Here is a 26,763-nt window from a genome sequence, read left to right as displayed (position 1 = left end):
ACCGGCCTCCGGAGCGGTCCGCCGAGCCTCGTCGTTGATGTCGCAGACGGAGCAACGTCATGTCGGAACGGCCGTGATCGTGATGAAAGCACCGAGCAGCAGGAACGGCCCCATCGGAAGCAATGAGCCCTGCTGCCGTCGTCGAGTCGCTCGAAGCAGCAGCCACACCAGGGCGGCTGCGAACCAGCCGAGGACGGTAGCCGTGGCGAGTGCCGACCAGCTCAGCCAGCCGAGCGCCAGGCCGAGCAGACCGCCCAGTCTCACGTCGCCGGCACCGAGCCCGCCTCCGGACGCCAGCGCGAGTACGAGGTAAAGCAGGGCGATGATCACCATTCCGACCAGGGCGCGCAGGAGATCCGGCCCTCTGGAATGAAGGATCGCCGAAGTAGCCAGAAGTGCCCCGACGACGACGATACCCGAATAGATGAGCACGCTGGGTAGCCGTTGCTCGAGGGTATCGATCACGCAGAGTTCGACTCCGAGTGCGGCGAGGACACTGTACGGCAGCAAATCGAACTGGTGACCGAAGTGCCAGGCAAGTGCACCGAACGCGAGTGCGGTCAGCACCGCAGTCGTGAGCCGCGTTGCATTGCCCGCAGGTGGAGCCACCCGGAGCAGGCGTGAAACGCCGAACGCCGATGCCGCGCCCGCGAGGATCCCCATGCCTGCCCACGCCGCAGTGAACAAGGTGAGCATCAGCCAGCGCCGCAATCAGTTACTTCTGGTAGTCGATGTGCCAACCTCCACCTCCGGAAAGCTGCTGGCCACGCCTCAGTCTCACCCGCGGCAACCTCAGACAGTGATACCCGTGCCTCGAAAGAGTGAAGATCTGTTGAAACCCCATTCCGACTTTAAAGTCAGTCACATACACGCTTTGCAGTCGACCGGGCGAGTGGTGTAGTCGTGGTCTGTACCACAGTGAGAACGACGATCTTCATTGATGTCCGGGGGTGGGGCGTGGTGGCTTCCAAGGCCGTGATCGTAGGCGGGCACCAGATCGGGTCGATGCTCGGGCTCGGGGCCATGCTGGTGATCGTCGCCGCCTGCGGTGCCGGCACCGCCTCTTCATCGCCTGGCACGACAACCCTGCCCACCGGACCGGTCCAGCCGACATCGGCTGGACCGGCCACTGCATCGCCCGTTGCGGGCAAAGCCAAGCAGGATGCCCTCGCGTCCTACCGCGGCATGTGGCGGGACTTCGTCACCGCCGGGACCACGTCCGACTGGCAGTCGCCGAAGCTGGGACGGTATGCGACGGGAATCGCGCTGACGAACATGTCGCGGGCCTTGTACGCAGATCACTACAACGGCCTGATCACCAAGGGCGAACCCACGTACGAGCCTTCGGTGTCCTCTGCCGAACCTCCCGACGACCCGAACAAGATCGTGATCACCGATTGCTCCGACAGTACGAACTGGCTGAAGTACAAGGCCACCACCGGGCAACTGGCCAACGACACCCCGGGCGGCCGACACCTCATTAACGCCATTGCCCAGAAGCAGGCCGACGGATCATGGAAGGTCTCGGAGTACGGCGTCCATGGGGCGGGGACATGTTGAAACTACGACGTGTCTCGATTGCGACAGGAATAGTGGTCGTCGGCGGTATCTGCGCCGCCGGACCAGCTCTCGCTGACGATGGCTACGGCAGCACCACGTGCAACCAAACGCCCGCGCCGGTCTGTGACCTTGGTGCGGGCAGAGGCGGCGACACCAAGCCGAGCAACCCGGGAGATGGCGCCAAACCGGGAACCGGCCGCAAGCCAGAGCGTCCGGGCACGGGCAATCCCGACACGAGCCATAGCGGCCCCGGCGACACGCTCATCGACGGAAACTCGAACCTGGCGAAGTGCTCGTACGTGAAAAGCGACTTCCAGCCTCCATCCGGCGGCGTGATCACCGCCGCGGTCGCCAAACCGTTGAACGCAGACACCGGGACCTCTCAATCTGCTGTGTTGACGCGCCCCGCAGCAGGTGGCGTGGTGCTCGCGCAGGCCGCTCAACCGGCCCAGGGGCCGCAAGGTGCCTGGTACGTATGGAAGTGCGCCGGTCCGGGTGCCGTCGACGCCCTATATCGGCCGCCGAAGTGGATCGCGGATGGGCAGCAGCCAGTGCAGGCACAGTTGCCCTCACCAGCCGAGTTGGCGCAGATGGCGCGCAAACAGTTGCGGCTGCCCACACCGACGATCGCGGCGAACCCTGTCGGTGATCAACTGGTGAACCTGCCGACGTGGATGTGGTTGGCGAGCGGGTGGGGGCCAGTGTCGGCGACAGCCTCCGTGCCGGGTGTATCCGTGACAGCTACCGCGACACCGACGTCTGTGACGTGGTCCATGGGCGACGGCAGCACCGTGACGTGTACTGGGGCGGGTACACCGTTCCGAACGGGCAGTGATCCGAAAGCTCCCTCGCCGGACTGCGGCCACACCTACCGCACCTCGTCCGCAAAGCAAGCGGGGCAAGCGTTCCCGGTCGCCGCGACGGTGCGCTGGACAGTCGCCTGGGCCGGTGCAGGCCAAGGCGGAACGTTCCCGGGCCTGACCACGACCGGTAACGCGGTCCTCCGTGTCGCGGAGTCCCAAGCCCTCAACAACGGCGGCGGCTGACCTCGCTCGGGTAGCACCTCCTTTCATAACAACACAAACAACAACTCGTCCTTCCGCTCGCTGAAGAACCTTGGCGACGCGGCGCACTACTCCCATGCCCGGAGGAGGTACCGGCGTGACCACGAACATCTCGACCCAGCCGAACAGCGACCGACACACGAAGTCGGCCAGCGGTCCCTGGGTCTCGGACGGCAAGAAGCCTGCCTCGCGGCTGCGCGGAACGAAACGGCGGCGCAGCCTCCCGCACCTGCTGCTGGGTGCGCTGCTTGTGCTGGCGTGCGCCTCCGCTTTCCTGCTGGTGTCGCTGAACTCCGGAAACCGCGAATCGGTCTTGGCGTTGGCTCGGCCGGTGGCGGTCGGGCAGGTGCTGACTGTGCAGGATCTCAAGCAGGTCAACGTCGCCGTCGACCCCGGTGTGTCCGTTGTGGATGCGAACCAGGCGGTCAGCGTGGTGGGTAAGACGATGTCCGCGAGCCTTCCCGCCGGCGCGCTACTGACCTTGGACGCGGTGCGCGGTGCCGGTGCTCCTGCAACGGGGCAGGCGATCGCAGCGTTGTCGTTGAAGGCGGGCCAGTTCCCGGTGGAGGTGTCGCCGGGCGCGCACGTGTCTGTGGTGTTCGTGCCGGGCCAGGCGGGCGCCGCGCTGGCCGGTCCTCCGACGCCGGACTCCACGATGGTGTGGCCGGCGGTGGTCACCAGCGTGACCTCGCCGCCGAACCAGCAGATCACTGTGGTGTCGGTGCAGCTGAGCCAGGCCGCCGCCCGCCAGGTCGCCGCCGTGCCCGCGGGCCAGTTGTCGATCGTGATGCTTCCGGGGATGGGTCAGTGATGTTGGTGGCGGTCTTGTCGGTGAAAGGGTCGCCTGGGGTGACCACGTTCTCGGTCGCGCTGGCCGCGCGCTGGCCAGCGCCCACGCGCGCGCTGCTGGTGGAGGCTGACCCCTCTGGCGGGGACGTCGGTACGCGGTTCTCGCTGAAATCGGCCCCAGGGCTGGTGAGCTTGGCGGTCGCCGCCCGGCGCAACGACGACCGGGCGTTGGTGTGGCAGCACACGCAAGCTCTGCCGGGCGGGCTGCCGGTGGTGGCCGCGCCACCGGACGCGGACCGCGCCCGAGCGGCGTTGTCCGCGCTGGCCGACCCAGCGACTGGAGTGGGCATCCTGCGGACGGCGGCGAGCGCGCCGGAGTCCGTTGTCATCGTGGACTGCGGCCGGATCGATGCCGGGTCTCCGGCGATGTCGATCGTGCGCTCGGCCGACGCGATGATCTTGCTGACTCGTGCGCACGCCGACGACCTCGCGCACCTCGCCCGTCGTCTGCCGGCCATCGGCCGATGGACCGCGCATCCGGCGATGGTGCTGGTCGGCGACGGGTACTCCACTGCCGAAGTCGCCCGCGAACTCGGAGTCCTGCCGCTGGGCCGCGTTCCCAACGATCCGCACGGCGCCGCAGTGCTGTGCGGACGGCCCGGTCCGGTGCGGTGGGGTCGCAGCGGACCGGCTCATTCGGCTCTCGGGCAGGTCGCGCACAAAATCGCGGAAATGCTCATCTCCGAACACGCATCGCCACCCGCGTTGTCCCAGCGCCTACCCGCCACCAGCCAGCCGATGCAAGTGCTGCGCGCAGTGCCCGGCGTGCCCGCCAGTCCGGTCTCGGAGAACGGTCTGCGACCCGCGCCCGCGCCCCTGCCGCCGAACCACGAGAACACCTCGCGCGGAGGGCAAGCGTCATGACCTATCCGTCCAACGGCTATCCGCCGCCGGTGCCTCTGCGCCCCCAGCAGCAGGGACAGCCACCCGCCTGGCCAACGACTCCGGCCGGCCATCCCAGCTGGGCGCAACCGTTGCGACAGCCTGCTCCGAGCGGCCCGGAGCCAAGGCAGGCGACCGAGGCGGTCGGACGGCTTCGCCAGCACCTGCGAGACACACTCGGTACCGAACTGCCGCTGCGAGTGGATGCACAGCAGAACCGCACCGGCGCCCCGGTCACCAGGGAGGGCCGCCGCGAGCTGGCGCAGGCGATCCTGGAGGACGCGGTGGCCGCGCACAGCGAGAACGAGCTGATGGACAATCGGGCGTTGGTCGGCCGGGATATCGAGCAGCGGGTGATCACCGAGGTCATCAACGAACTGTTCGGCATGGCCGGGCTGCAGCCCCTGCTGGATGACCCGGCGGTGGAGACGATCAACGCCAACCGGTTCGATCGGGTCTTCGTGCAGTACAACGACGGCCGCCGCGCGCGGGTCGCTCCGATCGCGGGCTCGAACGAGGAGCTGACCGATCTGGTCCGGCTGCTCGCGGCGCGCGCATCCAGCCAGGAACGCCGCTTCGACTACGGCTCCCCTGCGGTCAACCTCCAACTGCCCGGCGGGGAGAGGTTGTTCGCGGTGATGGGTCTGACCGCGGGCGGGGTGACCTCGCTGTCGATCCGCCGGCACGGCTACCTCACGGTGACACTGCCTGAACTGCGCGCTCGCGGCACCATCGACCCCGGTCTGGAGCAATTCCTGCGCGCGCTGGTGCGGGCACGCAAGAACATCCTGATCACCGGCGGCACGGGCGCGGGCAAGACCACCCTGCTGCGGGCACTCGCGTCGGAGATGGACTCGATGGAGCGCATCGTGACCATTGAGGACGCCTTCGAGCTCGGTCTGGAACTCGACCCTGACGTCCACGCCGACGTGACCGCCTTCCAGGCCCGTGAAGCGAACGTCGAGGGCGAGGGCGCGATCTCCCAGGCCGAGCTGGTGCGCTGGGGCCTGCGCATGTCGCCGGACCGGGTGATCGTCGGTGAGATCCGCGGACCGGAGGTCATCCCGATGTGCAACGCCATGAGCCAGGGCAACGACGGCTCGATGGCGACGCTGCACGCCTCCAGCTCGCGGATCGCCTTTACCCGGCTGGCGTCCTATGCCGCGCAAGGCGTCGAGCGCCTGCCGCTGGACGCGACGAACCTGCTGGTGGCCTCGGCGGTGCATTTTGTCGTGCATCTGGCCCGCGGCACCGACCGCACCACTCGCGTCGTGTCCTCGATCCGCGAGGTCGTCGGCGCCGACGGCCCGCAGGTGGTCTCCAACGAGGTCTACCGGCCCGGCGCGGACCGCCGCGCCCGCCCGGTGGCCGGAGCGCTGCGCACCGACACCCTCGACGACCTCGTCGACGCCGGGTTCGACCCCGGCCTACTGGAGCAGCCGGAAGGCTGGTGGCCGCGGTGAACATCACGATCAGCGCCACCGCCGCCCTGTCTGCCTTGCTCGGCGTCGGTGCCGGGGTTGGGCTGCTGCTGGTCATCATCGGCTGGCGCGGCGTGGACCCGAACCGGCGCTCCGGACTGTTCCGCCGCGGGCAGACGCGCCGCGCCCAAGCCGCGCCGCGAGACCAGCGCCAGGCGCTGCGGATCGGCCTGGCGGTCGCGGTGGGTGTGCTCACCGGGGTGTCCACTGGCTGGATCGTCGGCGCCGTGCTTGCCGGGCTCGCGGTCTGGGCATTGCCCCGTGTCCTGGGCCGCGACCCCGAGCACGCCCGCAGAGTGGCGCGGATCGAAGCGATCGCGACGTGGACGGAGATGCTGCGCGACACGCTCTCGGCCGCCGCCGGGCTGGAGCAGGCCATCCTCGCGACCGCTCCGCTGGCGCCGCCCGCCATCCGCAGCGAGATCACCGAACTCGCGGTGCGGATCGAGAACGGAGACCGGCTGGCGCCCTCTCTGCGCCACCTGGCCGGCCAGCTCGCCGACCCCACCGGCGACCTCGTCATCGCCGCGCTGGTGCTCGCGGCAGAACAGCGGGCCCGTCAGCTCGGCGACTTGCTCGGCTCGCTGGCGCACACCGCGCGCGAGCAAGCCTCGATGCGGATGCGGGTCGAAGCCGGACGCGCCCGAACCCGAACCAGCGTGCGGGTGATCGTCGGCACCACCTTGTGCTTCGCCGTGGCCGTCGTGCTGCTCAACCGCCCGTACCTGTCGGCCTATGACTCGGCTACCGGGCAGATCGTCCTGCTGGGCATCGGGGTCCTGTTTGGACTGGGGTTCGCGTGGCTGGTGCGGGTCGCCAGGGTCGCCGAGCCCGAACGGTTCTTGTCTCTGGCCGCCGATTCCGAGGACCAGCCCGCACTCGTCGCCGAGAGGCAGGTGTGACCACCGTGATCACCGCACTGATTCTGGGAGCCGGGCTGGGCCTCGGCCTGTGGGCGCTGGCGGTGTGGGCTTTCCCTCCCCGGCCCGCTCTGGGCGCGGTCCTGGCGCGCAGCACGGCGGCGCCCGCGCCGACGCCGATCCTGGCCGCCAAGGACACTGGGTGGGCGGCCCGGCTCGGTCGCCCGTTCATCGCGCCGTTGCGGGCGCTCGGTCTGCCCGGCGAGCGGCTGGCTCGCGATCTGGCGGTCATCGGCCGCCCGGTCGCGACCCATCTGGCGGAGAAGGCAACCCTCGCGATCGCCGGGCTGCTCGCCCCCGTCCTGCTGCAACTGCTGCTCACGCTGGCCGGGTTGTCGCTGGGAATCGAGTTCCCGATCATCGCCGGACTCGTTCTGGCCGCTGCGGGATTCGTCCTGCCCGACCTGCAAGCGAAGTCCGACGCGGCGAAGCTGCGCACCGGGTTCCGCCACGCCCTGTCCGCCTACCTCGACCTGGTGTGGATCACTCTGGCCGGTGGCGCCGGGGTCGACAGCGCGCTGAACGACTCGGTCGCCATCGGCCGAGGCTGGGCGTTCGAGCAGATCCGCCGAGCCCTGGACACCGCCCGGCTGACCCGCACAACACCATGGGCGACGCTGCGCCAGCTCGGCGAGGAACTCGACGTCACCGAACTGTCCGAGCTCGCCGCCTCGGTCAGCCTGGCCGGCACCGAAGGCGCGAAGGTCCGCACCTCACTGGCAGCCAAGGCCGGTGCCCTGCGTACCCACCAGATCACCAACGCCGAAGGCGACGCCCAGGCCGCCACCGAACGCATGTCGCTGCCGGTGATGGCGTTGTTCCTGGGCTTCTTGGCGTTCATCGCCTACCCCGCTCTCACTCAAGTCCTCAATGGACTGTGAGCTGCGGGACCACGTGGAAATGGGAGGAGAAACGCGATGCACCTCTACCTGGTGACATTGTGGACGACGGTAAAAGCACGGTGGGAAGTGCTGCGCCGGGAACCCGAGGCCGGGTACTCGACCGAGACCGTGCTGGTGACGGCGCTGCTGGTGGTGGCCGCGCTGGCGATCATCGCGATCATCATCGCGAAGGTCACCGCCAAGGCCAACGGCATCAACCTGTAGCCGTGATACGCGGGGAGCAGGCACAATGGTCGCGCCGCCGCCGTCACCGTGCCGACAGAGGCTGCGGTGATGGCCGGTCGCGGCCTGCGCGCGGGAGGACGGCCTCACGAGCCCATATCCGGCTGCTGCTGCGCGGTGACCGCGGCGCTGTCAGTGCGGAGCTGGTGATCGCGACACCGCTGCTTCTGTTGATGCTGCTGGCGATCGTGCAGTTCGCGTTGTGGTCGCACGCCACGCACATCGCCCAGGCAGCCACATCCCAGGGGCTCGCCGCCGCACGAGCCCAGAACGGAACCGCGGCCGCGGGCAGCGCGAGTGCGCAGCAGATGCTCGATCAGCTCGCACGCGGCCCATTGACCGGAGCCAGTGTTGGTGCCGACCGCACCTCCAACTCGGCGTCGATCCGGATCTCCGGAACCGCGACGTCGGTGATCCCGTTCCTCAGCTTGCCGGTGCACGCCGAGGCGTCCGGCCCGGTCGAACGGTTCGTCCCCGATCTGGCCAGCGGTAGGTGATCGGACGCCATGACGACCACGAACACGCCCACCGCCCGGACCGCCACCACGTGCCCGTCCGGTAGTCCAGAACGCCCCCTGCGGCGCGATCACCCCCGCTGGAGTTGGTGGGTGGCCTGGTGGCGCGCGGACCGGGGCTCCGTGGCTACGGAAGTCACCCTAGCGGCGCCGTTTCTGGTCATGCTGCTCGTGTTCGTCGCCGTGGTGATCCACCGAGGGGTGGATGCCCGGCTGCGGCTGGACGATGCCGCGCACCAAGCGGCCCGCGCTGCGAGCATCGAACGCATCACAGCCACCGCGACGGCGGCGGCCCAGTCCACCGCCGCCAACGCGCTGTCCTCGGCCGGAGTCTCGTGCGCGTCCCTGAGCGTGGACACCGCCACCGGCGGAATGCGACCAGGCGGCACCGTCAGCGTGACTGTATCGTGCGCCGTCGACTTCGGCGACGCATTGATCCTTGGAGTTCCCGGTCAGAAACGCTTGTCCGCCACCGCTGTCGAACCAGTCGACACCTGGCGCTCGATCTCGGGGAACGCCTCCGGAGGCGGCGCATGATCCGCCAGGCACACGATAAGTCGACACTCTGGTGGACACGGTGGAGCCATTGGTGGCGAACGCAGCGGCGGACCTGGTGGCGAGCCGACGACGGCCGGACGACCGCGTTCGTCGTGGTACTCACCATCGGGATCCTCGCGCTGGCCGGGCTGACCCTGGACGGTGGCTTGGCCTTGTCCACCAAGGTCAAGGCCAACGGGCAGGCGGAGGCCGCCGCCCGCGCAGGCGCCCAGGCCATCGACCTCTCCGCATACCGCAGCACCGGCACCCTCCAACTGGTGCCGGCCCAAGCGGCCGTCGACGCGCAAAGCTACCTCGCCACCGTCGGCGCCTCCGGGACCGTGTCCGTCTCCGGAGACACCGTCACGGTCACCATCACCGCCTCCCACAACACGCAACTGCTCGGCATGGTCGGGATCTCCAGCCTCACCGTCCATGGCAACGGCAGCGCTCATCCCCAGCGCGGGGTGGTGACCATCGACCCATAGCCGCACCAAACGCTCACACCAGTACGTCAACACAGAGGAGATCAGGATGGCTACGACCGACGAGATCGCCACGGCCGAGGAGATCGACCGCCGAGTCGAGGCGGCCGACACGGCTCGGCGACTGAAGCGAACCGCCGCGGCAAAGCAAGTCGGCGAACTCGCCAAGACCCGAACCGAGCTCGCCGCGCAACTCGATGAGGTCGAACGACAGCTCGGCGAAGTACTCGCTGACGCGAGCGACGTGCTGGACATCGACGAGCTGGCGCGGTTCACCAACATTCCGGCAGCCGATCTGACGGGATGGCTCACGACCCGGAAACCGAACCGCACCACGAAAAAGAAGAAGCCCGCTGTGACTGCGGCGAGCACCACAGCCCGAGGACCGTCCGCGACGAAGGGACCGACAAACGGCCTTGCGTCCGTGCCGCGCGAGCCCGCCGCACCTCGCACCGACACCGCGGGCACGCCCGAACGCGTCACGGCGGGGGTGACCTGAAAGGCGATTGTCACCAAGACACACCCGACGCGTGCATCCGTTGCCCCGTGAAGTGGTGAGCATCGAACCCTAAAGCCCTGTACTGCCAAGGAAACGAGTCAGCTGTGACCTCGACATCGCACCAGTCCGGCCGGGAGCCGACGCGGTCACCCGGCGCGGGCCGCCGCGTGTGGTGGGCGCTGGCCAGCATGTTCCGGTTCGGCGGCCGGGTGCTCCGCGGGCTCATCGGAGCCGCGGTGCTGCTCGCGCTTGTAGCGGGCTTGCCCGGGGCCTTGTGGCGCTACGTCGGCTGGCCGTTGCCGAACCACGTCCCGACGTGGGCCGAGGTCCAGGGCGTGCTGCTTGGCCCGATGACGACCACGTTCCTGCTGGACTTCCTCGCCTGCCTGTGCTGGATCACGTGGGCCGCGTTCACCATCGACGTCCTTCGGTGCACGGCCGATCTGGCTCGGAGCGGGTTCGACGCGGCCCGGTTGCCGGCCTTCTCCGCCGCCGGTCCGATGCACGCGCTGGCGGCCGTACTGGTCGGCGCGGTCCTGCTGGCAGTACTGGGCAATCGGCCCGCCCCGGCACCACCCACCTCGTTGTCCACGGCGCTCGGGACCGGATCGCAAGTCGTGGCGACCGCCCCGGCCTGGCAACACCCGTTCCCCGCCGGTGAGACCCCGGTGGCCCGCAACGCGGTCTTCACTACCCAGACCACCACCGGAGACAGCACCACCGTCGCCGCACCCACACATCCGGAGTCGGTGGTCGTGCTCGCACCACAGAACGGGGTGCACGACTCGTTGTCGCGCATCGCCGAACGCACCCTCGACGACGGCGCGCGCTGGCCGGAGATCTTCGCCCTCAACAAGGGCAAACCGCAACCGAACGGGCACACCTTCACCAAACCCAGCCTGATCTTCCCCGGCGAGGAACTCGCACTGCCTCGCGACGCGAGCGCGCCCGCGATGCCGCCGCAACAGCCAGCCGACCCAGACCAATCCGCTCCCGCCCCGCCGACCACCACTGTTCCACCACCAAGCATCCAACCGTCCACGCCAGCGCAACCAGCGCCGTCCCCCCAACAGGCACCACCGCCCACGAGCGGCACCACCTCGGCTCCCGCAACGAGTGAACCCGGCTTCCGCTGGGGACCGGAGCTGTTCGTCGGACTCGGCCTGGCCGCCGCTATCAGCACGGCATTGCTCGTCGCCCGCCGCCGCCACAACAGCCGATACCGACCCGGCAGCGGCGACCGCGACGACCTGCCCGTCGCCCCGGTGGTCTACCAGTTGCGGCTGGCACACCTGCGCTCCGAGACCGACGACGAGATCGACCTTGACAAGGACTACCCGGACGACGAGGAACAGCAGCGTCCGCAGCGTGTCCCGCCCGCGCCGCCCCTCGTGGTGGGCACACCCCAGACCGGCGGCGGCCGACCCCCCACCGTCGCGCCAGGTCTGGGCGTCCGCGACGGTCGCGAGGTCGCCCTCGACCTCGCGACCGCCCGCGGCCTCGGCCTGGTCGGCGCCGGCGCTCCCGCCGCAATCCATGCTCTGCTGATCACCGCGCTCACCACCTCCCCTGACCACCCGGCAACATCGGCCGGGACGATCGTCGTCCCGGCCGACGACCTGGTCTCCGTGCTCGGACGCGGAGCAACCCAAGCTCACCTGCCCTCGGCCGTGCGAGTCGTCGCCAACCTGGAGGACGCGCTGGACGCGCTGGAGGCCGAAACCCTGGTGCGAGCTACGGACAGCCGTGAACCCGACGCGGAGCCAGGAACCTGTCCGCCTCTGGTGCTGGTGGCACGACCACCAGCACACCACCCGCGGTTGCAGGCGATCCTGGACAACGGAGCGCCGTTCGGCGTCACCGGTCTGCTGCTGGGCCAGTGGCAACCCGGCGTCACCGCCTACGTCCGCGACGACGGCACGATCTCGGCCACCGGCCCCGGCCTGGGCGAGGCCCTGCGTGGCACCCAGATGTTCCGCCTCGGCGACGACGACGCGGCCGAACTGCTGGCCCTGCTGCGTCAAGCCGAACCCGACCCGCCGGCCACCGACGACCTCGTCGCGCCGCCCGTGCCGCGCCCTCGCATCGTGGCGGCACACCCCGCCGGCAACGACCAAGCGCCGGGCGATGCCGACCCTCTTGAGACCGGCGGCTCGGGCGCGGACGAGATTGAACTGGAAGTCACGGCCGCGGCCATGGCACCGGCAGCTCCGGACACTGAGCTGGAGATCCTCGGGCCCGCTCAGGTTCAGCCGCCCGGCGTCCGGCTGCGCCCACCGGCCCCCAGCGGCCGGCAGGCCGCGCCGCGCCTGGCCGACGACGAGACCGAGCACCACGACGAGGGCGAAGCCGACGAACCGGCGTCCACCAGCGAGCCCGCCAAACCTGTGGCCGAGACACCGCCGACCACCACCAGCAGCAGCAGCGGTGAACAGGGCACCAGCGCAGCGCTCATCACCGTGACCGTGCTCGGCGACCTGCGCGTGCACTGGCACCCCGAACCCGGCGCCACCAGCGATGCGCACGAGATCACCGGCGCCTTGCAGCCCCGGACCAAGGAGTTGCTAGTCCTGCTGGCCCTGCATCCGGACGGTGCCACCCGCGAGACGCTCGTCTCGGCCTTGTGGGGCCAGCACCCGCCGGCGCGGCCAACCAACGCCCTGCACACAGCGCTGTCGCGGATGCGCAGCACGCTCGCCGCCGCCACGAACGGCACGGTGACCGACATCGTCTCCGCCAGCAACGGCCGCTACCAGCTCGATCCCACGAACGTTCGCAGTGACTACTGGCGCTTCGCGAACGCCGTCGCCGCCCGCCGCGCCGCCGCCACCGACTCCGCGCGTGTCGACGCATACCGCGACGTGGTCAGCAGCTACGGCGGCCCACTAGCCGAAGGCATGTCGAACGAGTGGATCGAGCCCGCACGCGAGGCGATCCGCCGCGACGCCATCGACGCCGTCGCGGCGCTGGCTCGAGCGCTGGTGGACTCCGATCCCCAGCAGACCCTGGACCTGCTGGAAGTCGCGCGAGCCTTCGATCCGCACAACGAACTGCTCTACCGCGACATCATGCGGCTGCAGGAACGCCTCGGGCAGCTGGACGCCATCCCGCGGACGCTGACCCTGCTGACCACACGGCTCGCCGAAATCGACGTGACGCCGACTCCGCAGGCTCGGGGGCTGGCTGCCCGGCTGGGACAGCGCCACGAGGACGACTCAGCCGGCGCCACGAGTGCACAGGCCCAGGGCGAACGTGGGCGCATCGCAGCCAGCTGAGACCGTGGGGCAACGGCGGCGCGGGCCTGCCGATACCCGGCCCCGGACCGTTCGAACGTCTGCCTATTCGTCGTCCTCGTCATCAGTGAGGCCGACTTCTTCCAGCTCACCAATTCCCGTCAGCGTACCCGTCTCGTCGCCATTCCGGCGACTGTACGCCTGAGCTTGCGCGATGAGTCCCTGATGCTCATCAGCCCAGGCCACGAGCGTCTCCGTCAGCATCAAAAACTCCAAGGCTTCCGGCTTCAACTCATAAGTAACCGTGACCGGGAAAGTCTTTGTGCACCGGATGCGCGCCAGAAGACCTTCTTCGGTCATCTTCTTCAATGTGCGCGCCAGCATGCTATCGTGCAGGACGGCGTGTTTATCCGACCATTCTTCACCAATGGAATACGAGCTGATCGTGGAAAGAATCTCTTTTCGCCGCATGGGGCCACCCGAGAGCGCGACCAGGATGGCCGGCGCCCACTTGTCCCCGAAAAGGTACTTCAGATCGTACAAACCCCGAAGGAACCTCTCGTCCCCCACCTTCATAGCGCCTCCCCGCGTGCACTGACCCGGCCCTCGCGCCGCGCCCGTCGTCCCCTCGTCCGGCGACGCGCCCCCTACGGCAGCCACCTGAACGGTCGCGCCTGCTCAGCACGACCACAGAGCCGGTCCTGGCCTCCTCGCCTCGTGGCGATAGAGCCCTCCACGTTACGCCGAACGGCGGAACCAGCCCACCGTATTCCTACTCAAAGCGAACGACGACCGAATATCACGCCAAGTAGTCGTTTCGGACATCATCGCCACGCACAGTGGCTTCCGTTGATGGTTCACACGGGGGATCATGATAGTGTTCATGCGGGGGGTCAGATTAGAGGACCACCCCCAACAGCCTACGAAGACGCTGGTCATGCGGGCCATCGGAGGATCCGCTGGTATCCCAGACTCGCTTGTCCACAAGCCGGTAGACACATCGGGGCAGGCTGGATGGTCGTCGCTTCCATGCTGCCCCCCTTGGTCACCCTTTCTATTCATCTTACGCTCACTCCTGACCCCCTTTCCTATTTGTTTGTTTTACTTCTTGCCTTCATTGACGTCATTCCCCGCGTCCCGCCGAACCATTCCTATCCGCGGTGGCCGGCGCACAGCCTGGTCGCCGACCTGCGGAAATCGGGGCAACGGCGGCCGAAGTTGTGACCGTACGGACGGCTTTCCATTCGCCATGAATGGCGGCGGCGAACATCGCGAAAAGAGTCTTGAAAATGGGCGGCTATTTCTATTGCGCGCGGCGCGTGGCAGAGTCATAATTGAATTACCGTCGGGGGAACCGGAAACCACACCGAATACCACACCCGGCGCGAGCTATGTCCGACGAATGGGGCCGATTATGTGTTACGCCGACACCGCCACCGAAAACGACAACACGGTGACCGCCGCCGCCGAAACCCATCAGAACGCGCCCGACGTCATCGACGACACCGCCGCCGTGGCGGCCTGACCGTTCCCCGCCGCCCCGCACTAGATCGAAAGGACCTACCCGCGATGACCACGCCAGCCACGCCGACGACCGCCCCGGTGGCATCCGGCACGACGACCACCGCCCCGGCGGGCGGGCGGTTACCCAACGGCGAACTCCGCCGACAGGTGGCGCAAGTCCTCACCGATCAGGCGGGCACCGAACTGACCCCGCGCAACATCGCCGCCGCACTCGGCGGGAAGTCGTCCGGCGCGATCGGCAACGCGCTCGCCGCGCTCACCGCCGGGGGCTACGCCGAACAAACCTCGACCAAACCGGTCCGCTACCGGTCAACCCCGACCACCGCCGACGCCGCCGCCGCGCCCGTCGCGGTCCCGTCCGGCACACCTCGCCCCCGCACACCCCGCCCGACGACGCCACCGCCCGCGACGACCACGCCCGCCGCCCCGGCAGCTCCGGCCGTCACCGGTCCGGTCACGCGCCCGAACGGGCAGCTCTACCACCCGCGCAAGCTGTCGGGACTTCCGGACGTGACCGCGTTGCGCAAGTTGCGCGACGCCGGGGTCGCCGCCCTGATGTACGGACCACCCGGAACCGGGAAAACCTCGGTCGTCGAGGCCGCTTTCGGTGACCTGGTCACGGTTCAGGGCGACGGCGACACCACGGTCGCCGACATCGTGGGCGAGTACACCCAAACCCCGGACGGAAAATTCGTGTTCGTGCACGGTCCGCTGGTCCGCGCGATGCGCGAAGGCCGGACCCTGTTCATCGACGACGCCACGCTCATACCGCCGACCGTGCTCGCCGTGGTCTACCCCGCGATGGACGGCCGCCGCCAAATCATGATCAAGGCCAACGGCGGCGAGGTCATCGACGCCGCCCCCGGTTTCTACGTCGTGGCCGGACACAACCCCGGTGTGCACGGTGCGGTGCTGTCCGATGCGTTGGCGTCGCGGTTTTCCGTGCAGATCCAGGTGTCCACCGACTACGATCTCGCCACCCAACTCAAGATCGACACGCGCGCCGTGTCCGTGGCGCGCAACCTGTCCACCCGGCAGGCGGGCGGCGAGATCCGGTGGGCACCGCAACTGCGCGAACTGCTGGCATTCCAGAAGATCGCCGATGTGTTGGGCACAGACGCCGCCGCCGGGAACCTGATCGGCGCCGCCCCGGAAGAGGACCGCGACATCGTGGCCACCGCCGTCAAGATCGTCTTCGGTAAAACCGTTGCCCCGCTGGCACTCGGTGCCCGTATCTGACCCACCGCCGCCCGCCCGAACCGTCCGGAAAGGACACACCGCGATGACCGCGCACATGATCGCCGACCCCGCCGCCACCGCGTCGGCCGTGTTCCCCGCTGCCCCCGGATGGGACGCGCTGTCCGCCGCACTGACTGCCGAAGTCCCCGCGATCGCCGACCGCGACGACCTACTGGTCACCATCGCGCCCGGTGCGGGACAGGGTGCCCCGGCGTGTTTCCTGCCCGCCACCGCCATGATCGAAGTCGACGGTACGCAGCTACACCCGGTCGACCCTGCCACCGCCAAACCCCACCGAATCAGCGACCGGAAACGCTACGCCCCCACCTGGGGCGCGCTGACCCACGAATGCGCGCACAGCAAACACACCCGGTGGCTCGCCGCCGTCCCCGACGACGCCGACCCCGGCGCGGTGGACGCGGCGCTGCTGCTGGAAGAGCCCCGGATCGAACGGGCACAGATCCGCCGCCGCCCCGATGACCGCCACTGGTTGCGCGCGTGCGTGAAGACCATCGTCACGGGCGGCATGAAACTCGACGACCTCGCCTTCCCCGCGAAAATGACCCCGCGCGACGCCGCGCACACGGCCGCACTGTTCCTGGGACGCACCGACGGCGGCATCCTCACCCGCACCGAAAGCGCGCCCGTTGCTCGTGCCGTGGAAACCGTGCTCGGCGAGGAGAAACTCGCCCAACTACGGGCGGTGTGGTGCGCGGCGTTCCGGGTCGCCGACGACGACACCGACGCCATGCTCGCCCTCGGCCGTCGGTGGTGCGAGATCATCGGACCCGATCCAGACACCACCCCGCCGTGCCTGTCCAACCCCGCCGACCCCGACAGCGACGACCCATCCGGCACCGGATCACCGTCTCCGTTGGCGGATGCGATCGGCAAGACGCTCGGCAAGGTGGCGCGCGCGGTCGCGCGGGCGAAGCTGCCCGAGGACCCCGCCGAGATCGCCGCCCGCGAGAAGGCCGCCGCCGATGCCGCCCGCGCGAAAGCGGAGAAGACCGCCGAGAAGGTGTTCTCCGCCGCCCCCGGTAGTTCCCGTGACGGCGACACCGGGATCAGCGGCACCCGCCTGCCGACCGCCGCCGAACGCACGGCCGCGCGGGTGCTGTCACGCTCGTTGACCACCGCCGGGGTCCGTGACCGGATCGCGACGAAGTCGACCTCACCGATCCCACCCGGTCGGTTGCGGATGCGCGGCGCGCTGGCACGCGAGGCGCAACTCGCCGCCGGGGCAATACCCACCGCCGAGCCGTTTACCCGCACTACCCGCACATCCGTACCGACCCCGCCGCTACGGCTGGGCATCGCGTGCGACGTGTCCGGGTCCATGGGCGGCTTCGCTGGTCCGGTTGCCTCGACGGCGTGGATCATGGCCAACGCTGCCGCGCAGACCCCCGTGCCCGCCGACACCGCAACCGTGATCTTCGGCAACCATATCCGCCCGATCACCCGCCCCGGCACCAGGCCCAAGGCCGTGACCGAGTTCGTTGCACGGGATGACTGGGAAGCCATCGACACCGCAATCGATGCCCTTGACGGTGCGCTCGGCCTGTCCCAGTCCGGTGCCGCGCGGCTGCTGGTGATCGTGTCCGACGGGTTCGTACCCGACCTGTTGCGGCGCAACGCCCAGCGGCTAGTCGATCGGTTGCGTGCCAACGGTTGCGCTGTCTTATGGATCGCCCCACACGGCCACGGCGAACCGCTGACCGGGACGACCGTGCACGTGTTGGACGACCCCACCACCACCGCGCAGGCCATTGGCCGCGCCGCCACCGCCGCCCTGCGCGCCACCCACTGACACCCGCACCCGGAGCGCTACACCGACACCGTAGCCGACCTGCTCGACGTCCGGGCCGACGAGTACCACGGACACGGCTACCACCTACGCAACGGCTGTCCGTCGCTATGGCCAGACAGCCACGACACGGGCTGGGTGTTCACGTTCGCCCACGGTCGGGTGTGGATCACGACCAGGCGCGCGTGGCTACGTGTCCAACAGCGCGCGTCGCAGTAAGACCAATCAAACGACCTCATCCCTACGAGCGCACAGGAGTTCACGATGTCGGAAGCCTCAACCGAAACACCCATCGCACGGCAGACCCTGTCCGCCGCCGAACGCTGCGGATCACCGAGGTGACAACCCAAAGGGTCCTCGCTGTCACCGAGATCGCGATTGCCGAGACGAACCCGGCAGGAAGTCGACCGGATGAACACGGCGCACTAGGCCGAGCGTGGAAACGAACCTCTCGGACGAGTCCGACGATGACCCCGATTGCTGAGGGAACGCGATGAACGACAACAGCGAAAACGCTCAGGGCAAACAGTTCCGTCTCCTGGACTTCCAGTCGAACTGCCCGGACTGCACCGTCGCGGTCGGCGAGCCACACGAATACGACGAGTACGACGGCGGCTGTGACGTCGCGCGCTGCCTGGTGACCGGGCTGCAGCGGCTGATATGCGACCTCGACCACGACTGCGGGCGAGACGTCTGGACCGGGTGGTGGCCCGGTCAACTCGACTGCGAGCAACTCGGCTGGATGATCAGCCCCGGACTTCCCGACCTCAACCGCCTCTACACCCAGGCAACCTGGGATCCCGCACGGTGCGCCTGGGTGAAGCCCCGCTGACCTCGGCTGCGCAACCGACCGGAGGGCTCAAAGCATGGCCACCGATCACGCAGACTTCCACGTCGGCACCGCCCGGAGGCCCGTTGGCTGGGCTCACGGGCCGACCTCGACGGCCCGGTCGAACTGACCCGGCTCCGTACTACGGACAACGCCGTCACGGCCACGAGGCTCGCCCGCCGTCGGCGACCCAGGCATGTACGCGCCCGTCGCCGCGCTGGTGCCACGGCTCACCAGCGAGCCGCCGAGGTCGGTACGCCTTCGCCTTCGCCGACAGACAGGCGCGGATGTCGGCCCACGACGGTCCGTGGTTCTGCCTGACCTAGACCCGTCCGACGGCGGCGCCGGAGTCGCAGCCGGTCCGGACGCTGACCTACCCGTCTTCGGTGACACAACGCAGAAGACCGCGACTTCACCTGGACTCGCTTCCGGGACCTTGCCGATCCCGATCCGAGCCAACATTGGCCCCCCTCCCGGTGCCGCCGGCTTACCTTTTTGGGCCGCACCGCCGGCGAGGCCCCCTCGGGCGTGGCCGCGCAGCCGAAGTACGTTGCTGAGCCAGCGTTAGCCGGTGGCCGACCTCGCCACTCCGGCGATCCCCGAGATCCTGCACGGGCCTGCTGCGGCCCGGCCCCGCTCGCGGCCTGCACGTGCTGCCTGCCAACGCGCCGTTCGCCCACGAGCACGTGGTGACGGCCTGCGGTTCGGGCTCGACGCCGACCACTACGCCGAGAGCCGCAACTCTGACTACGCCCGTGAGCTGTTGGAACCCGCCGCCGACGTCGCCGCACAGGCCATCACGCCAGCCGGATAGCGATCGGACGCGAATGTGGTTGTTTCCCAACGGAATTCCGTTGGGAAACAACCACATTCGCCATACCGTCAGAGCGTTAGTTCGTCGGTGTAGGGGCAGCCTCCCGCTCGGCCGGGGCGAGCGCGAACCGCCTCGGCTTGTCCTGCGTCTTCGCCGCCACGCCGCTCGCGACCAGCTTGTCCAGCGCGTTGCTTACTGCGCCCGACGACTTACCGCCCAGCGCGTTCGCGATCGCAGTGGGGCCGGACTCCTGGTCGGGGTGGTCGCGCAGGTAGTCCTCGACCATACCGCGCAACCCACCGGGTGCCAGCCGTACCTTCTTCTCGCTCGTCGCGTCCGAGCCGCCCTCGGTTGGCTTGTCGACGTCGGTCGCCGCGCCGTCGGCGGCGAACTGGCTCGCCTCGGCGACAGGCTCGGGTGCAACGACGTCAACCGGGACCTGCGGGTCATCGGCTGCCGTTTCCGTCTGTTCGGCGGGGTCTTCCTCGGCGACCGTGGCGTCAGCGGCGTCAGGCACGTCCTGGGCGACCGGCCCGGCCTGCGTGACGTCCGTCGTGTCGACGTGCTCCGCCGCAGGGGTGTCTGCGAGGGTCAAGTCGTCCTGGGCGTCGACTTCGGTGATCGCCCACAGGTCGGCGGCGCGCCGACCGCCTTCGGCAATCCCGGCGGTGCGGGTGACGCTGCCGTCGGCGGCCCATTTGACGAGGATCTTCTGCGCGGTCGACTTCCCGACCTTCGCGGCCGTGGACAGGTCGGCGGCGGTGCTGTTCGGGGCGGCGTACAACGCCTCCCACAACTTGTCTTCGGTGTCCGTGCGAACTTTCGAGGCGACGGTCTGCTCGGGAACCGATCGCAGCATCGGAGCGGATCCGGTAGTGCTGGTGGTGGTGCGGGATTTGCGGGTGCGGGTCTTGCTGGACATGACATCCCTCGATTCGCGTTCATGATCGGTGGTGGGTGGTCATGCCCCGGCCGGAGCGGGCGTGGCCCCCGATGCGCTGCCGTTGTGTTCGGGCCACACGACTATGAACGCTTCCTTCGGCCCATGACGTCAAGCTGGTTCGGCAAAGAAGACGTCTGTCTCGTGTAGACGGTGGCGTGGGATCTGGGAATCGTTGCGCCACACGGGTCCACTTCGCACCCAACGCACACATGCCCGTTGACAACCACGCGGCCGGGAAGCGTCCATAAATGTCAGCAACCCGACCGACCACACCGGAAAACGAAGGGGCGCATAGACAATGAAGATCGACCGCGACATCCACGAACCACCCGACCTGGCCACCGACGCGGCCGTGGACGCGCAGCGAACCGAACCCCCGATCGATAACACCACCGCCGGGGCGTCACGGCCGCACGACGAGGCGACGATGCGGACGCGGGAGGGGCTGCCGCCGGACACGATGATCCTCGCCCCGACATTCGCTCCTCCGCCGATGCGATGCCCCGACGGCGTGTGGGCGATGCTCGTGACGGCGGCCGACATCATCGGCGATGCCGACCCCGACCGCGCGGGCGAGGTGACGTTGTTCGCAGGAAACTGGGTGACCGAACAACCCCCGGCCGACGGCTTGTACGACGGCGACCTCGTCGTGCGCCTGACCCACCCGGCCGACCCGGCGCACCGGTTATCCCGGGACCACACCACCGATGTCGAGATGCTGCTGGCGCACCAGGGACAGTGGCAGCGGGTCGGCCAGTGGCGCGGGCTCGACGACGGCTGGCCGAATCTCGTCGCGCCGACAGCCGCCGCCGTCATGAGGCTGCACGGCGACGACACCGATGCCACCATCGCGTCGGAGACCACGCCACCGCCGACCACGCCACCGAAGTGGGCACGCGGCAGCATCGCCGAGCTGCTGGACGCCGGACTGGTCACTGCAGGCGAGGAACTGGTCTGGAACCGCCCCAGCCTCGGAATCCGGCACACCGCCCGCATCCGGATCGACGGCACCCTCGTCCTCGCCGACGGCCGTGTCCTTGGCAACCCGTCTGGCGCCACTGCGGCTCTGGGTGGCAACCACCAGAACGGCTGGAACGCGTTTCGGCGCGCATCCGACGGCCGCACGTTGGGCGACCTTCGCGGGGAACTCCGCGCACGACGATGGACGTAATCCGCCCCCTTCAACCCCGATGCTGGTCCGCGCCGGATCCGCTGAGTGGTGGCCAATTCACCTGCCATACAGCGCATCCGGCCGACCATAGGAGAGCACCATGACGCGCTTTGAATCCACAGTGGATTGCCTTGTGCTGCGGGGCGCACGTGCCGGGGTCGGCCTTGGTTACACCTTGGAGGCTGCCGCCGTGCGGCTGGCCGACGACATCGCCGAGCTGCGTGTCGACGGGGGCCTCCCCGCGCACATGTGCACCGTGATTACCGTGCTGCCCCAGCAGCGCGTCCTGGAGATCCGGGTCGAAGGTCTGTCGGTCGAGGCTGACCCGGATCGCACCACCATCCGCGAGGTGACCCACGCGCTCTTCGAACTGGCCAGCTACCACAACATTGTTGCACTCGATGCCACCACGCCCCCGTTTTTCACGCAACGCATCCTGTTCGTCGACCGCGAAGGCCGACCGTTCTCTGCCATGATCGGCTCCGGCATCGGCGATGTGGAATCCTTGACGTCGCCCCCAAAGAATCAGCCGGGACGCGTAGCACCTGCGTAGTCATCTGCCTTGTGCCGGAAGGGTTGTACCTTCACAACCTGACGGAAGTCTGGCGCGTCCACCATGAAACCTTTACCAATGTAGAGACCTACGTGGTGGATATTGTTGGGCGTGCCGTAGAAGACGAGATCACCCGGCAACAGCGACTGCCCAGCCGGGACGTGCGGACCGGCGTTGAACTGAGTCTGGGCGGTGCGCGGCAGGATCACTCCGGCGGCGGCATAGGCTGCCTTGGTCAACCCCGAACAGTCGAAGCCCGCGTGCCCGCCATCGGGCCCGTTGCCGCCCCAGACATATGGAAGCCCTCTCTGCCCGCAGGCATAGTTTATCGCGGCTACCGCCACCGCGTTGGTGGCCTGGACGGCGTCGCAGTCGCCCGTGCCGACCGACGCAGCGGCGTCGGCGTCGGCGTAGTGCTTGGCCTGGCCAAGTACCCGCTTGACGTACCAGTCGGCATGGTTGTAGGCGAAAATCGCCGCGTGCAAGTCGCCTCGCCTGACACCGTTGTCGCACAAGTAGTACGCGGCGGCATAGATCGCGTCGTGCGGGTTGTACCGCGAGGGTGGGCTGGCACCGCCCGACGGGATCTGGTGGCGGGCAAGCACTCCGTTGAAACTTCCGGACAGGAACTGCATCGGCCCGCCCGCGCCCGCGAAGTTCTCCCCGGTGCCCACGCCCTGCTGGGTGGAGCGCCCATGGTTGGTCTCGATTTTGCCGATAGCGGCGAGGACCGACCAGTCCAGCCCCGGACATACCCCGGCCGCTGCGCGGTACAGCGCGAGGTAGTCGGGTGGGATGTCGGCGAGCGCGGTCGCGCTGGGCTGGCTACCGGCGTTGCCGAAGATGGCTGAGATCGCGCTCGATACCCCGCCGCCGATCAATATCAGGATGAACAGGACCGCGCCGATCAGGATGGCACCCACTTTCAGGATCATCGGGCACTCACCGCCTTCCGGTGCTCGATTCGCTTGAGATGGGTGCCGGGGGCATCGGCGCGGGCGCTACGGCCATCCGCGCGGGCGTCGAGTCCGGCCTGAGAGCCGACTGGCTGTCCGTGCTGAGGTGGGGAGGTACGACGTGCGGCCATGCCTCGAGCAATCGGTGCAACTCGCGCCGGGCGCTCACCGCGTTGCCGCTGGTGGTGTCCAGGGATAACCAGACCTCGTCAGCGGGGCTGGGGTGCGCGGCCTCGGGGTTGAGCAGCTCGGCCGCGGCGGTGGCGACCGGGACCGAGCACGGATCGTCGAGTTCGCGCCAGGCCCGCGCCAGCAGCCGGCGAGCGGTGGCCTCGCGCCGCGAGGTCGGCAGCCACACCAGAAGCGGCGTGGTGATCCAGGTAGCTTCGGCGAGTGCGGCGTAGCCGGCCAGTTTCCCGGCGAGTTTGGCCAGGGCCTCGGTGCCGAAGTCGTACTCGAGGAAGAACTCGATCTCCCCGCCGGCGCTGGCCCACCGGCCGTAGGCGTCGGGCTTGATCAGGTCCCCGAAGTGCCGTGCGCAGCGGGCTTCCGACCACCACGCGCCGAGTGTGCTGCGCTCCTCGGCGTGGCTGTGGCGAGCGCGGTCGACCAGGGCGGTGAACCACTCCGCGACACCGACAGTGTGCGCGAGCCGCAGCGAGTGGGCTATCCCGAAGGCGCGGTCATGGCGGTAGCCGAGTTCCTTGACATCCAGGCCATCCTCGGCTGCAAGCACCGCGGCCCCTGCGGGCGCGAGGACGTAGTGCATCGGTGCGGTGCCGACGGTGATGAACGGCTGGAACCGGTCCACCACGCCCCACTGGAACAGCTCTCGCAGCCGCATCCGGCCGGACCGGAACGACGGGAACGCGAGCGCGGTGATCTGGTGGGAGGTGAGCACGTGGTGCTCATGCAGCATCCGGATGATCCACCGATCGCGCAGGGTCAGCCGCCTCGCCAGCATCGCCTGGTGATCGGCGTTGTTCGCCGCGCGCGGGGTGGGCCAGGTCGCCTTGTGACCTCGGAGAGTGCGCTGCCTGGTGGGATTGGTGATCATGACGCGAGCCTCCGGGAAGTGTTGGGCGGAAAGGACTGCCGTCCGTCTTTGTGGTGTGGCCGAGTCGGGTCAGGACTGCTGGCGGCGTGGGTCGGCGCTGCGCGCCCGGACGCCGGACTGGCCTCGGCGTTCACCGCTGGCTAGCCGCGGCTGCTCCGAGGCCCCGGCGGGCCGCTGCGGAGGCCGGGTTGGTGCCTGCGAACCGGACGCGGTGGCACCGGGAACTCGGCTGCGCAAGGCGCGGCGGGCGATGCCGCGGATTTCTCGTGCGCGGCCGGGAATCGCGCGAGGAAGCGGCTGGGTGCGCATGGTGAACGGCTGGGCTTCTTCGCCGTTGAGCACGAGCCGTACGGCAGCGTGGTAGACGCCGAGGTGCGCCAGGTCGTGATCAGACAGCCGGGGTGCGGTGTGGCGGGACAGCTCGCGGGAGTCCTCCGGGGAGGCGTTGAAGAAGATCTTGCTGCGGGCGTTGGTGGACATGCCTTCCCGCAAGTCACGGGGAAGCTGGCCAAGGTGCTGATGCGCCAGCGTCATCGCGACGCGGAAGCCCCGCGCCTCAGCCAGCATGTCCTCGATCGGATACGGCAGATTGAGGAAGTTGTGACACTCGTCGATCACCATCGACGCATCTCGCCGTTGGCGTTGCGGTGTGCGGGCGCGGGCGGTGGTGGCCTGCCAGGTGCGGGCGACCACCAGCGACCCGACCAGCCGGGTGGTTTCCTCGCCGAGCGAGCCTTTCGGGATGCGCACCAGGCAGATCCCGCCGTCGAGCACCTCCGCCATGTCCACTGTGGAATGTCCGCCCGCGATGGCGTCGCGGACGAACGGGCGCAGCAGGAAAGCGCGCAGCTTGTTCATCAAGGGCGAGATGACCTGGCTCCGGGAGGAGTCGGTGAGTTCCTCGTACCAGGACCAGAACCCGCGCAGCACGGGGTCGGTGATCCCGGCGGTGACGCGTGATCGGAAGGCGGGATCGGCCAGCAGCTTGGGCAGATCGGCGAGGGTGGCGACGCCTTCCTGGGCACGCAGGGTCAGGCAGGCGGCGCGCATCACGTCGTCCGTGCGCGGCCCCCAGAACGCGGAGTAGACCCGCCGGAACACCGAGACGAGGTTGTCGACGGTCAGGTCGGTTTCGCCGCCGTCCAACGGGTTCAGGCACGGCGGCCGGGACTTCGAGTCGGCGTCGAAGATCACGACACGATCCGCCACCGAGCGAGGCAGGCGGGAGAGCATGTCGGTGACGAGGTCGCCCTTGGGGTCGATCAGCACGATCCCGCGCCCGGCTTCGGCGTCGGCCAGGATCATGTTGCCCAGCAAGGTGGATTTGCCGGAGCCGGTGGCGCCGATGACGTGCAGGTGGTGCCGTGCGTCCGGGATGCGCAGCGCCACGGGGCGTTCGTGTCCGGTGTCGGTGACCCCGATCGGCTTGGCCTCCGGGCCGGGCGTGGCGATACCCGGTGGCGGCGAGATCGCGCGGGCGCCGGCACGCTGCACGCCGGGGATCGCCTCGTCGGTCGGCAAGTGCGCCAGTGCCGCCAGCTCGGCCACGGACAACAGGTCGCCCTTGCTGAGGCGCCGGCCGGCCAGCACGGGGCCGGGGTGGCGGACGCGGTGGCGGGTGTAGTGGTTGTGCTCGGTGTAGGAGGCGAAGCTCGCGGCCAGCGCGTGTGCCCGGCCGCGGGCGACATCCCGTGCCTGGCGGACCTCACCCTCGGCGGCGTCGGCGGGCAGGAGGGTAGCGACGGCGTAGCGGATGACCGTCTCGTACTGCGAGCCGCGCTGTTTGGCGACGATGGCGCGGTTCTGCGCCGCGTACTCCAGCGAGGTCTGCGGATCACTGTGCAGCGCAGGGGACTTCGCTGTGCGCCGGGCGGAACCGGACTTCACGCCGGGAGTGACCAGGTCGAGCAGGCGGCCGACGACGCGGGTGGAGCCGCCGGTGTGGACTCGCCGCGCGGAGCGCCGGGCTTGGGCGACCCGGTGGCCGGTGACCGGGCGGGCGAGGATCTGCACGCAGGCGTACTCGTCGCGGCCGAGCCCGACCGGGGCGCCGATCAGGGCGCGGAGCGGGTCGGCGTCGAAGTCGGTGCGGATCGGCAGCGCCTCGGAGCGGGCGAGACGGAGTTCGCCGCCGACGACCAGCCGCCGCTGCCCATCACCGGGCGGTGGTAGGGGCGGGTCGGCGGTGCCGACGCGGGTGTGGGAGCCGGGCCAGGCGGCCTCGATGGCGCGTTCGACCAGGCCGGGTGGGATCACGCCGGGCACCCACAGCCGGATGCCGACCCCCGCCTCGGAGAACGTGTACTCGCAGGCCACATGCGGCTGCCCAGTGAACCACCGGCGCCAGGCTGGGCGCAGCAGCCCGACGAGGTTGGACCACAAGGCCGCGCCACCCGCGGGGTCGACGGTGGGTGGGGCGAGGACGGTGACCTGGCGGGCGTCGGCGCAAAGCCTCGCGTGGCAGCGTCGCGCCCACCGGCGCCGGCCGATCCCGAATCCCGCGATGCCGGCTGCGAGCACCGGGCCGACGAACGGCCCCCAGGTGATCGCCCAGTCCCGTACGTGACCCAGCAGCCGCAGCAGCGCACCGCCGGGGTCGCGCAGGTAGTCCCCGACCCACCCATTCGTCAGGCCAGTCCGCACGATTCCAGCCAGCGCAGTGGACAGCTCGGGGTGGTTGAGGGCAGCCGGTATCCAGGAAAGCATTACGGATCCTTCCAG

General features: G+C 69.2%; 25 protein-coding genes. 19 read left to right on the top strand and 6 right to left on the bottom strand.

Going from position 1 to position 26,763, the window contains the following annotated elements:
- Positions 1 to 57: 57 nt before the first annotated feature.
- Positions 58 to 711 carry a prepilin peptidase gene (locus ATK36_RS26420; RefSeq protein WP_245915186.1) on the bottom strand — a complete coding sequence of 218 codons (654 nt, stop codon included), beginning with the start codon at positions 709 to 711 and terminating at the stop codon, positions 58 to 60.
- 207 nt (positions 712 to 918) lie between these two features.
- Between ATK36_RS26420 and ATK36_RS33895 the strand changes: the two genes are divergently transcribed.
- From ATK36_RS33895 to ATK36_RS26355, 13 genes are all read left to right on the top strand, one after another.
- Positions 919 to 1,560 carry a hypothetical protein gene (locus ATK36_RS33895; RefSeq protein ID WP_245915184.1) on the top strand — a complete coding sequence of 214 codons (642 nt, stop codon included), beginning with the start codon at positions 919 to 921 and terminating at the stop codon, positions 1,558 to 1,560.
- Complete coding sequence (locus ATK36_RS26410; RefSeq protein ID WP_098513952.1) at positions 1,554 to 2,606, top strand: hypothetical protein; 1,053 nt, start codon at positions 1,554 to 1,556, stop codon at positions 2,604 to 2,606. Before ATK36_RS33895 ends, ATK36_RS26410 begins: the two co-directional genes overlap by 7 nt.
- Before the next feature lie 115 nt (positions 2,607 to 2,721).
- Complete coding sequence (locus ATK36_RS26405) at positions 2,722 to 3,435, top strand: hypothetical protein (RefSeq protein ID WP_098513951.1); 714 nt, start codon at positions 2,722 to 2,724, stop codon at positions 3,433 to 3,435.
- Between the two features lie 38 nt (positions 3,436 to 3,473).
- Entirely contained in the window at positions 3,474 to 4,337 is an 864-nt protein-coding gene (locus tag ATK36_RS26400) for a MinD/ParA family ATP-binding protein (RefSeq protein ID WP_245915182.1), read from the top strand.
- Positions 4,334 to 5,818: a TadA family conjugal transfer-associated ATPase gene (locus ATK36_RS26395; RefSeq protein ID WP_098513949.1), complete on the top strand. Its 1,485-nt coding sequence runs from the start codon at positions 4,334 to 4,336 to the stop codon at positions 5,816 to 5,818. Before ATK36_RS26400 ends, ATK36_RS26395 begins: the two co-directional genes overlap by 4 nt.
- Positions 5,806 to 6,738, top strand: coding sequence for a type II secretion system F family protein (locus ATK36_RS26390; RefSeq protein ID WP_098513948.1), 933 nt, complete (start codon positions 5,806 to 5,808; stop codon positions 6,736 to 6,738). The genes ATK36_RS26395 and ATK36_RS26390 overlap by 13 nt, the downstream gene beginning before the upstream one ends.
- A gap of 5 nt (positions 6,739 to 6,743) precedes the next feature.
- Positions 6,744 to 7,637: a type II secretion system F family protein gene (locus tag ATK36_RS26385; protein ID WP_098515190.1), complete on the top strand. Its 894-nt coding sequence runs from the start codon at positions 6,744 to 6,746 to the stop codon at positions 7,635 to 7,637.
- A gap of 36 nt (positions 7,638 to 7,673) precedes the next feature.
- Positions 7,674 to 7,862, top strand: coding sequence for a hypothetical protein (locus ATK36_RS26380; protein WP_098513947.1), 189 nt, complete (start codon positions 7,674 to 7,676; stop codon positions 7,860 to 7,862).
- A 164-nt stretch (positions 7,863 to 8,026) separates the two neighbouring features.
- Entirely contained in the window at positions 8,027 to 8,377 is a 351-nt protein-coding gene (locus ATK36_RS26375; protein ID WP_387000173.1) for a TadE/TadG family type IV pilus assembly protein, read from the top strand.
- A 141-nt stretch (positions 8,378 to 8,518) separates the two neighbouring features.
- On the top strand, positions 8,519 to 8,932 hold the full coding sequence (locus ATK36_RS26370) for a pilus assembly protein TadE (RefSeq protein ID WP_245915179.1): 414 nt from the start codon (positions 8,519 to 8,521) through the stop codon (positions 8,930 to 8,932).
- A complete protein-coding gene (locus ATK36_RS26365) occupies positions 8,929 to 9,420 on the top strand; it encodes a pilus assembly protein TadG-related protein (protein ID WP_245915176.1) in 492 nt (163 codons plus the stop codon). The genes ATK36_RS26370 and ATK36_RS26365 overlap by 4 nt, the downstream gene beginning before the upstream one ends.
- A 46-nt stretch (positions 9,421 to 9,466) precedes the next feature.
- Positions 9,467 to 9,916, top strand: a complete 450-nt coding sequence (locus tag ATK36_RS26360; RefSeq protein WP_098513945.1) for an SPX domain-containing protein — start codon at positions 9,467 to 9,469, stop codon at positions 9,914 to 9,916.
- A gap of 104 nt (positions 9,917 to 10,020) precedes the next feature.
- Entirely contained in the window at positions 10,021 to 13,191 is a 3,171-nt protein-coding gene (locus tag ATK36_RS26355; RefSeq protein ID WP_098513944.1) for an AfsR/SARP family transcriptional regulator, read from the top strand.
- A 63-nt stretch (positions 13,192 to 13,254) separates the two neighbouring features.
- Here the strand turns inward: ATK36_RS26355 and ATK36_RS26350 are convergent, their stop codons facing one another.
- Positions 13,255 to 13,725 (bottom strand): winged helix-turn-helix transcriptional regulator, encoded by a 471-nt coding sequence (locus tag ATK36_RS26350; protein WP_098513943.1) that lies wholly within the window; start codon positions 13,723 to 13,725, stop codon positions 13,255 to 13,257.
- 673 nt (positions 13,726 to 14,398) lie between these two features.
- Here ATK36_RS26350 and ATK36_RS31710 point away from each other — a divergent pair.
- The 4 genes from ATK36_RS31710 to ATK36_RS26330 all read left to right on the top strand — a co-directional run bounded on the left by ATK36_RS31710 (position 14,399) and on the right by ATK36_RS26330 (position 18,551).
- Positions 14,399 to 14,674 (top strand): hypothetical protein, encoded by a 276-nt coding sequence (locus ATK36_RS31710; protein WP_141544546.1) that lies wholly within the window; start codon positions 14,399 to 14,401, stop codon positions 14,672 to 14,674.
- 44 nt (positions 14,675 to 14,718) lie between these two features.
- Positions 14,719 to 15,912, top strand: a complete 1,194-nt coding sequence (locus ATK36_RS26345) for an AAA family ATPase (RefSeq protein WP_098513942.1) — start codon at positions 14,719 to 14,721, stop codon at positions 15,910 to 15,912.
- 43 nt (positions 15,913 to 15,955) lie between these two features.
- Positions 15,956 to 17,722 carry a vWA domain-containing protein gene (locus ATK36_RS26340; RefSeq protein WP_098513941.1) on the top strand — a complete coding sequence of 589 codons (1,767 nt, stop codon included), beginning with the start codon at positions 15,956 to 15,958 and terminating at the stop codon, positions 17,720 to 17,722.
- Between the two features lie 490 nt (positions 17,723 to 18,212).
- Positions 18,213 to 18,551: a hypothetical protein gene (locus ATK36_RS26330; protein ID WP_098513940.1), complete on the top strand. Its 339-nt coding sequence runs from the start codon at positions 18,213 to 18,215 to the stop codon at positions 18,549 to 18,551.
- Positions 18,552 to 19,438: 887 nt separating this feature from the next.
- On the opposite strand, the gene ATK36_RS26325 is transcribed toward ATK36_RS26330, so the two are convergent.
- Positions 19,439 to 20,284 (bottom strand): MarR family transcriptional regulator, encoded by an 846-nt coding sequence (locus ATK36_RS26325; protein WP_098513939.1) that lies wholly within the window; start codon positions 20,282 to 20,284, stop codon positions 19,439 to 19,441.
- A 319-nt stretch (positions 20,285 to 20,603) separates the two neighbouring features.
- Here ATK36_RS26325 and ATK36_RS26320 point away from each other — a divergent pair, with 319 nt between their 5' ends.
- On the top strand, positions 20,604 to 21,476 hold the full coding sequence (locus ATK36_RS26320; RefSeq protein WP_098513938.1) for a restriction system modified-DNA reader domain-containing protein: 873 nt from the start codon (positions 20,604 to 20,606) through the stop codon (positions 21,474 to 21,476).
- Positions 21,477 to 21,576: 100 nt separating this feature from the next.
- Entirely contained in the window at positions 21,577 to 22,029 is a 453-nt protein-coding gene (locus ATK36_RS26315; protein ID WP_098513937.1) for a hypothetical protein, read from the top strand.
- Here the strand turns inward: ATK36_RS26315 and ATK36_RS26310 are convergent.
- The 3 genes from ATK36_RS26310 to ATK36_RS26300 all read right to left on the bottom strand — a co-directional run bounded on the left by ATK36_RS26310 (position 22,002) and on the right by ATK36_RS26300 (position 26,748).
- Positions 22,002 to 22,964: a C40 family peptidase gene (locus ATK36_RS26310; protein ID WP_098513936.1), complete on the bottom strand. Its 963-nt coding sequence runs from the start codon at positions 22,962 to 22,964 to the stop codon at positions 22,002 to 22,004. The genes ATK36_RS26315 and ATK36_RS26310 overlap by 28 nt on opposite strands.
- 7 nt (positions 22,965 to 22,971) lie before the next feature.
- Positions 22,972 to 24,042: a replication-relaxation family protein gene (locus ATK36_RS26305; RefSeq protein WP_098513935.1), complete on the bottom strand. Its 1,071-nt coding sequence runs from the start codon at positions 24,040 to 24,042 to the stop codon at positions 22,972 to 22,974.
- A gap of 69 nt (positions 24,043 to 24,111) precedes the next feature.
- Positions 24,112 to 26,748, bottom strand: a complete 2,637-nt coding sequence (locus ATK36_RS26300) for a DUF8128 domain-containing protein (RefSeq protein WP_098513934.1) — start codon at positions 26,746 to 26,748, stop codon at positions 24,112 to 24,114.
- Positions 26,749 to 26,763 lie beyond the last annotated feature (15 nt).

Source organism: Amycolatopsis sulphurea, from assembly GCF_002564045.1.
In the GTDB taxonomy this organism is placed as follows: domain Bacteria; phylum Actinomycetota; class Actinomycetes; order Mycobacteriales; family Pseudonocardiaceae; genus Amycolatopsis; species Amycolatopsis sulphurea.
Note: the sequence above shows the minus strand (reverse complement) of the source record. Positions and strands in the feature narration are given on the sequence as shown.